General features: G+C 72.8%; 1 protein-coding gene. It reads left to right on the top strand.

The features are described from left to right. The first annotated feature begins 14 nt into the window (after window positions 1–14). Window positions 15–9,245 carry a non-ribosomal peptide synthetase gene (locus tag CP982_RS03815; RefSeq protein ID WP_150515292.1) on the top strand — a complete coding sequence of 3,077 codons (9,231 nt, stop codon included), beginning with the start codon at window positions 15–17 and terminating at the stop codon, window positions 9,243–9,245. Window positions 9,246–9,274: the final 29 nt, after the last annotated feature.

The raw sequence follows: 9,274 nt of genomic DNA, 5'->3' as shown, positions 1-9,274 counted from the left end.
CCACGACGACGCCGATGAGCACCCCGAACAACGGCACCTCCCTCGACCTGATCCGGAAGATCAAGTCGCTGCCCGCCAACAAGCAGCGCGCCCTCATCGCGATGCTGCGGAAGCAGGGCGTCGACCTGTCCGCCCTGGAGGCGATCGGGCCCCGCCCGCACGCCGAGGGCGAGCCGGTCCAACTGTCCTTCGCCCAGCAGCGCCTGTGGTTCCTGGCGCAGCTGGACGGCACCAGCGCGTACTACAACATCCCCATGGCGATGCGGCTGAGCGGCCCGCTCGACCGGCCCGCCCTGCTGCGCGCCCTGGAGGCGATCGTCCAGCGCCACGAGGCGCTGCGCACCCGCTTCGTCGAGCGCGACGGCGTGCCGTACCAGGAGATCGGCGACGGCCGTGACTTCACGGTCGGCGAGGAGGAGCTGACCGACCCCGCCGAGCTGCCGTCGATCTGCGAGCGGGAGGCCGTGGCGCCCTTCGACCTGGCCCGCGACTCGCTGATCCGCGTCCGCCTGCTCCGCGAGTCCGAGCGCGCGCACGTCCTGCTCGTGACCATGCACCACAGCGTCTCCGACGGCTGGTCGCTCGGCGTGTTCTTCCGCGAGATGGTCGCGCTGTACGAGGCGTTCCACGCGGGCGAGCCCTCGCCGCTCGCCCCGCTGCCCCTCCAGTACGCCGACTACGCGCACTGGCAGCGCCAGTGGCTCGTCGACGAGGTGCAGGACCGCCAGCTCGGCTACTGGACCCGCCAGCTCGACGGCGTCGACCCGCGCCTGCCCCTGCCGGCCGACCGCACCCGCCCGGCGGTCAAGACGTACGAGGGCGCGCACGAGCGCTTCCACCTGCCCGCGGAGCTGCTGCGACAGCTGAAGGCCCTCGCGGATCGGCACGACGTCACGCTCTACATGACGCTGCTCTCCGTCTACGCCCTCCTGCTGCACCGCTACAGCGAGCAGACCGACATCGCGATCGGCACCCCCGTCGCGAACCGCCAGCGCATCGAGTCCGAGGGGCTCATCGGCTTCTTCGCCAACACCCTGGTGATGCGCGCCGACCTGTCGGGCGACCCGTCCTTCACCGACCTGCTCGGCCGCGTCAAGGACGTGGCGCTGCAGGCCTTCAGCCACCAGGACGTGCCCTTCGAAGCGGTCGTCGACGCCCTGCAACTGGAGCGCAGCCTCAGCCACTCGCCGCTGTTCCAGGTCGCGTTCGTCCTCCAGGAGGCGCACACCGACCGCGAGGTGCGCCTCGGGGACCTCGACGTCTCCCTCATCGAGTTCGACTTCGACATCACCAAGTTCGACGCGACGCTCGACCTGCGGGAGACCCCCGACGGGCTGATCGGCGCCTTCGAGTACAACACCGGCCTCTTCGACCGGGAGACGGTCCGGCGGTTCGTCCGCCACTACACCGCGCTGCTCCACGCCGTCGTCGCCGCACCGCAGGAACGGCTGTCCCGGCTCAGCACCCTCGACGCCGAGGAGCGCCGCCAGGTGCTCGCCGAGTGGAACGAGACGCCCGCCGCGGAGCCGGTGGAGCGGTGTCTGCACTCCTGGTTCGAGCGGGTCGCGGCCGCGCGGCCGGACGTGGTGGCGGTGGAGTTCGGGAACTGCCGTCTGTCGTATGGGGAGTTGAACGCGCGGGCGAATCGTCTGGCGCGTCATCTGCGCACGCTGGGCGTGGGCCCGGACGTGCTCGTGGCGCTCTGCCTGCCGCGCAGCGAACACCTGGTCGTGGCCGTCCTCGCCGTCCTGAAGGCGGGCGGCGCCTATGTGCCCCTTGACCCGGCGTCCCCCGCCGACCGCCTCGCGCACGTGCTCGACGACAGCGCGCCCCAGGTGCTCGTGATCGACGGGGCGCTGCCCGAGGGCCTCGCCGTCCCGTCGGTCCCGGTCGTGGACGTGCGCGCGGACGCCGACCAGTGGGCCGCCCTCTCGGCCGACGACGTCACCGGCACGGGCGTCGGCCCCGCGCACGCCGCCTATGTGATCTACACGTCGGGTTCGACGGGTGTGCCCAAGGGTGTGGTTGTCGAGCACCGGAATGTGGTGCGGCTGTTCACGTCGACAGACGACTGGTTCCGCTTCGGTGAGCGGGATGTGTGGGCGTTGTTCCACTCCTTCGCGTTCGACTTCTCGGTGTGGGAGATCTGGGGTGCGCTCCTGCACGGTGGTCGTCTGGTGGTGGTGCCGCAGGCGGTGACGCGCAGTCCGGAGGACTTCTACCGGCTGTTGTGCGAGGCGGGGGTGACGGTTCTCAACCAGACCCCGAGTGCCTTCCGGCAGCTGATCGCCGCGCAGGGTGAGGACCCGGAGCCGCACGCGGTGCGCGTGGTGGTCTTCGGCGGTGAGGCCCTGGAGGTCGCCTCGCTCAAGCCCTGGCTGCGCCGCCCGGTGAACCAGGGCACACAGCTGGTGAACATGTACGGCATCACCGAGACCACCGTGCACGTGACGTACCGGCTGATCACCGAGGCCGACGCGGACCGCACCGTGAGCCCCATCGGCGAGCGCATCCCCGACCTGCGGACCTACGTCCTCGACGGACACGGCCAGCCGGTACCGGTGGGTGTCGTGGGGGAGCTGTACGTCGGTGGCGCGGGTGTGGCCCGCGGCTATCTCAACCGGCCTGAGCTGACGGCGGAGCGGTTCCTTGACGATCCGTTCCGAGAGGAGCCGGGCGCCCGGAGGTACCGCTCGGGCGATCTGGCGCGCTGGCTGCCCGACGGCTCTCTGGAGTACCTGGGGCGCAACGACGACCAGGTGAAGATCCGCGGCTTCCGCATCGAGCTGGGTGAGATCGAGGCCCGCCTCGCCGAACACCCCGCCGTCCAGGACGCCCGCGTCATCGCCCGCGAGGACACCCCCGGTGACCGGCAGCTCGTCGCCTACACCGTCCTGCGCCCCGGCGCCGACGAGCCGGACCACCGCGCCGAACTCGCCCGCCACCTGCGCCGGACCCTGCCCGACTACATGGTCCCCGGCGCCTTCGTGACCCTGGACCGGCTGCCCATCACCGGCAACGGCAAGCTCGACCGCAAGGCCCTGCCCGCACCCGGCATCGAGGCCTTCGCGCAGCGCGCGTACACGGCGCCCGCCACCGCCACCGAGCGGACCCTCGCCGCGGCCTGGGCCGAACTCCTCGGCTTCGACGAGGACCGCATCAGCGCGCACGACAACTTCTTCGCGCTCGGCGGCCACTCCCTGCTCATCACCGTCCTCATCGCCCGCCTCAAGGAGCGCGGCCTCGACGTCGCCGTCCGCAGCGTCTTCAGCAGCCCCACGCTCGCCGACCTCGCCGCCGACATCGACCGCGCGGGACCGGCCGCCACCGGCTACGCCGTGCCCGCCCCGGCCGTCCCGGAGGGCTGCGAGCGGCTCACCCCCGAGATGCTGCCGCTGGTCCGTCTCGACCAGGCCGCGATCGACGCCGTCACCGCCCGCGTGCCCGGCGGCGCCCCCAACGTGCAGGACGTCTACCCGCTCGTGCCGTCGCAGGAGGGGATCCTCTTCCATCACCTGATGGACCCCGCCAACGACCCGTACGTCATCCCCATCCTGCTCACCGCCCCCGACCGGGGGACGTGCGACGCCTTCGCGGCGGCCCTCCAGGCCGTGGTGGACCGGCACGACGTGATGCGCACGGCCGTCGTCACCGAAGGCCTCGGCGAACCCGTGCAGGTGGTGCTGCGCGACGTCCGCCTCGACGTGGAGCGGCGCACGCTCGACGCCGCCGACTCCGCCGCCGCCGAGGAGCAGGCCCGCGCCTGGCTCGCGGACCCGGGGACCCTCACCCTGGACCGGGCGCCGCTGCTGCGCCTGGCCGTCGCCGCCGACCCGCACTCCACGCGGCACTTCCTGCTCCTGCGCGTCCACCACCTGATCGAGGACGCGACCTCGCTGCGGCTCATCCTCGAAGAGCTGGCCGCGCACATGGCGGGCCGCGTCGACGAGCTGCCCCCGGCCCCGGCCTACCGCGACTTCGTCGGCCACACCCTGCACCAGCTCGCCGCGGGCGGCGCAGAGGCGTACTTCCGCCGCGAGCTGGGCGACGTCACCGAGCCCACCACGCCCTTCCAGCTCGTCGACGTGCACGGCGACGGCAGCCGCGTGCGCGACCTGCGCCGCTCCCTGCCGCCCGGCCTCACGAGCCGCCTGCGCGAGCAGGCCCAGCGCCTGCGGATCAGCCCCGCCGCGCTCTTCCACGCCGCCTGGGCCCTGGTCACGGCGGCCACCGGCGGGCGCGACGACGTGGTGTTCGGCACCGTCCTCTCCGGCCGCCTCCAGGGCGTGCCCGGCGTCGAGCGGATGCTCGGCAACTTCATCAACACCCTGCCCCTGCGGGTGCGCCTCGCGGACCGCAGCGTCAAGGACCTGGTGTCCGCCGTGGACGCCTCCCTCAAGGAACTGATCGCCTACGAGCAGAGCGCCCTGACCCTGGCCCAGCGCTCCAGCGGCCTGGACGGCGACGCCACCCTGTTCAGCTCGATGATCAACTTCCGGTACTTCGAGCCGCGCCAGGGCGACCTGGGCCCGGCGACCCTGGAGGACCTCGGCATTCGCTGGCTGGGCTCCCTGGACCGCACCAACTACCCGGTGGGCGTGTCCGTCGACGACACCGGCACCGAACTGTCCCTCAACGCCCAGGTCGACGCCGCGCTCTCGCCGGACGCCGTCCTCGGCTATGTGGAGGCGGCGGTGTCCGGCCTCGTCGACGCCCTGGCCGCCGACGACGGCACCAGCACGCGGGCGCTCGACATCGACGTCCTCCCGGCCGCCGAACGCCACCGCATGCTGACCGAGTGGAACGACACGGACAAGCCCTACCCGGACGACCACTGCCTCTTCGAGCTCTTCGAGGAGCACGCCCGCCGGCGCCCCGACGCCATCGCCGTCGAGCACGGCGAGCAGCGGCTGACGTACGCCGAGACCAACGCGCGCGCCAACCGCGTCGCGCACTGGCTGCGCGAGCAGGGAGTCGGCCCCGACACCCTGGTCGGTCTGTGCGCCCGCCGCTCCCCGGAGCTGGTGACCGGTCTGCTCGGCATCCTCAAGGCGGGCGGCGCGTACGTCCCCATCGACCCGGACTACCCCCAGGAGCGCATCCGCACCCTGGTCACCAACTCCGGCGTCGGCATCGTGCTGAGCCAGTCCCACCTGCCGCCCGAGCCGCTGGACGGCGCGGACGGGGGCGAGCGCCCCCTGGTCGTGCACCTGGACACCGGCGAACGCGCCGGGGACGGCACGCAGTTGCTCGCCGACCGCCCGGAGCACGACCTGACGCGCGCCGAACTCGGCCTCACCCCCGAGCACCTGGCCTACGCCATCTTCACGTCGGGCTCCACCGGCGTCCCCAAGGGCGTCCTCGTGGAACAGCGCGGCGTCGTCCGCCTGGTGCGCAACCCGGACTACTTCCCGACGGACCCCGACACCGTCGTGCTCCACCACTCCTCGATCTCGTTCGACGTCGGCTCCCAGGAGGTGCTCGGCCCGCTGCTGTGCGGCGGACGGCTCGTCCTGCACGACGGCGACTCCAAGGACGTGGGCGCGCTCCTGGACCGCGCCGAGCGCTCCGGCGTCACGATGATGGCCCTGTCCGCGGCCTTCCTGCCCGCGTTCGCCGAGGCCGCGCAGGGGCGGCGCCTTCCGCTGACCTACCTGGGCGTCGGCGGCGAGGCCTTCTCCGCCAAGGACGTGCGCCGCCTGTACGCGGCCCACCCCGGCCTGACCGTCGTCAACGCCTACGGCCCGACCGAGAACAGCATCGCCTCGACCTGCCACGTGATCCCCCGGGACATCGCGGAGGACGCGGTCATCCCCATCGGCAGGCCCATCGCCCAGTCCACCGCGTACGTGCTCGACGCGCAGCTGCGGCCCGTGCCGCTCGGCGTCGTCGGCGAGCTGTGCGTGGGCGGCGCGGGCGTCGGCCGCGGCTACCTCGGCAACCCCGAGCTGACGAAGGAGCGGTTCGTCGCCGACCCCTTCGCCACGAAGCCCGGCGCCCGCCTGTACCGCACCGGCGACCTGGTGCGCCGACTGCCCGACGGCACCCTGGAGTTCGTCGGCCGCGTCGACGACCAGGTGAAGGTCCGCGGCTTCCGCGTCGAACTCGGCGAGATCGAGAACGCGCTGCACTCCCACCCGGCCGTGCGCGGCGCCGTCGTCACCACCCGGGCCAGCGGCGAGACGAAGAAGCTCGTCGCCTACGTACGGCCCACGACCGACTGGCTGGACACGACCGCGCGGGAGCAGAACGCCGACCGCCTGGAGCAGTGGCAGGACCTCTTCGAGGACCAGTACGGCACCGACGCGGACGAGCAGCCGGGCACGGCCGCGACCGGCACCGCCGGGGACGACCTCAACCTGGTGGGCTGGAACTGCAGCTACACCGGGGACGCCATCCCCGAGCACGAGATGCGCGAGTGGATCGACGGCACCGTCCGCCGCATCGAGGAGCTGCGGCCCCGCAGGCTCCTGGAGGTCGGCTGCGGAACGGGTCTGCTGCTCTTCCGCTACGCGGGGGCCTGCGAGGCCGTGCACGCCGTCGACATCTCCGCGTCGGCCCTCGCCGGAGTGCGGCGCGGCGCCGAACGGCGCGGCTGGTCCCACGTCACCCTCGCCCAGGGCGACGCCCGCTCCGTGACGCTGCCCGAAGGCGCCGACGGTACGGAGAAGTTCGACACCGTCGTCATCAACTCCGTGGCCCAGTACTTCCCGAACCGGCTCTATCTGGAAGAGGTCATCGAGCGGCTGCTGCCGCTCGTCGCCGACGGCGGCCGGATCCTCGTCGGCGACGTGAGGAACCTCGACCTGTTCTCCGCGCACGTCACCGCCGTCGAGCGCAGCCGCCTGTCCGCCCGCACCTCCGTCGCCGCCCTGGCCCGCCAGGTGCAGCGCCGCCGCCAGCAGGAGACCGAACTCCTCGTCAGCCCGAGCTACTTCGCCGGATTGCCCGAGCGGTTCGCGGACATCGGCTCCGCCGACATCGCCGTCAAGCGCGGCACCGGCGGCAACGAAATGCTCAGTTACCGCTACGACGTGGTCCTCACCAAGGGCCCGGCCCCCGCCCCCGAGGGCGACCTGCCGTGGCTGACCGCCACCACGCCCGACGAACTGCGCGCCCTGCTCGCCGACGGCACCCGGCCGCGGTTCGGCGTCACGGGCCTGGACAACCCGCGCGTCGCCGACGACGTCCGGGTCGGCGAGAGCCTGCGCGGCACCACCGCCCAGCAGCACGTCGAGCCCCTGGGCGCGAGCCGCCTCACGGACGCCGCCGCCCAGCGGGTGCGCGATCTGGAGGACGTCCTGGCGCACGCCGAGAAGCTCGGCTACCAGGTCGCCGCGACCTGGTCCCAGGACCGCCTCGACGGCCTCGATCTGCTCCTCGCCAAGGGGGAGCGGCCGACCGCCCGCGCCCGCGCCGCGTACGGCGCGACCCACCTGGCGAACGTGCCGCAGATCGCCACCACCGGGCAGGCCCTGACCCGCACCCTGAAGGACCACCTGGCGGGCCGGATCCCCGAGTACATGGTCCCCAGCGTCTTCGTGGCCCTCGAAGAGCTGCCGCTCACCCCCAACGGCAAGGTCGACAAGCGGGCCCTGCCCGCGCCCGACGAGACCGACGTGCACAAGGAGGTCTACGTGGCGCCGCGCACGGCGACCGAGCGCGCGCTGTGCCGTCTCGTCCAGGACGTCCTGGACCTCGACCGCGTCGGGCTCCAGGACGGCTTCTTCGACCTCGGCGGGCACTCCCTGCTCGCCACCCGGCTCACCATCCGCGTCAAGCAGGAGACCGGCAAGGAGCTGCCGCTCCAGTCGATCCTCGCCGGCGCGACCCTCGGTGAACTGGCCGCCGAACTCGACGCGTCCCAGGGCCGCACGGCCGACGACACCGTCCCGCTCGTGCCCGTCACCGGGCCCGGCGAGGAGAGCCCGCTCTCCTGCCAGCAGAGCGAGCTGTGGTTCCTCAACCCGCGCGAGCACCTCGGCTCGTCGTACGACAACGTGCAGATGGCCTACCGCGTCATCGGCCCGCTCGACCGACAGGCCTACGCGCGCGCCTTCGAAGGGCTCGTGGCCCGGCACGCCGTGCTGCGCACCAGCTACCTGCGGCGCGGCGACACCTACGTACAGCGCGTGAACGACACCACCGGCTTCACCGTCGCCTTCGAGGACGTCGGCGGTGACGGCGCGGTCGCCGAGTTCCTCCGCGCCGAGCGGCCGCGGCCGTTCGCGCCCGAGGACCGGCACATGCTGCGCGTCCACATCCTGACCCTCACGCCGTACGAGCACGTCGCCGTGGTGACCCGGCCCTGGGGCATCTTCGACGGCTGGTCGACCGGCGTGTTCATCGCCGAACTCAACGCCCTGTACCAGGCGCTGAGCCGCGGCGACGAGCCGTCGCTGCCCGAACTCCCCGTCCAGTACACGGACTTCGCGCACTGGCAGCGCCGGGCCTTCGACGCCGAAAGCCGCGCCCGACAGGAGGCCTACTGGCGCACCCAGCTCGCGGGCCTGCCGCCGCGCACCGCGCTGCGCACCGACTACCGGCGGCCCGATGCGAAGTCGTACCAGGGCTCATCGGTCGAGGTGAACGTGCCCGCCGCGGTGCTCGACCAGCTCAAGCAGGTCAGCAAGGAGCGCGGCGGCACGCTCTACATGACGCTCCTCTCCGCGTTCGCGACGCTGCTCGGCGCCCACACCGACGACCGGGAGCTGGCCATCGGCTCGCCGGTGACCAACCGGCCGCGCCCTGAGCTGGAGCGCCTCGTCGGGTACTTCATCAACGTCCTGGTCATGCGCCTGGACGTGCGGCCGGAGCAGGCCTTCGACGACCTCCTCGCGCAGGCCCAGCGGGTCACCGCCGCCGCCCACGAGCACAAGGACGTCCCGTTCGCCGACCTCGTGACGGCCCTGGTGCCCGATCCCGACCCGGCGCACTCGCCGCTGTTCCAGGCCATGTTCAACCTGGTGCCCGCCGCCGAGGCCCCGCCGCGGGACCCCGGCGCCCTCGGCTTCGTGCCCCTGCCCACCGACAGCGGCACCGCGAAGTTCGACCTCAACCTCGTCGTCCGCGAGACCCCCGACGGCCTGCGCGGCTACCTGGAGTACAGCACCGACCTCTACGCCAGGAGCACGGCCCGGGCCATGGCCGCCACCTATGAGAGGTTGCTGCTCAAGATCGTCACACAGCCCGGCGCGAGCCTCGCGCGGCTGCGCGACGCGGCGGCGGACGGCGGTGCCGGATGAGCACCCCGCCCGCCGCGGCCCGCCCCACC

It is taken from the genome of Streptomyces spectabilis (genome assembly GCF_008704795.1).
Classification (GTDB): Bacteria; Actinomycetota; Actinomycetes; order Streptomycetales; family Streptomycetaceae; genus Streptomyces; species Streptomyces spectabilis.
The sequence above is the reverse complement of the archived record's forward strand: the minus strand, read 5'-3'. Positions and strand labels throughout refer to the sequence as shown.

Bases quoted from the DNA above. Each gene is read 5' to 3' on its own strand.
- CP982_RS03815 (WP_150515292.1), top strand. From the start codon at position 15: ATGAGCACCCCGAACAACGGCACCTCCCTCGACCTGATCCGGAAGATC.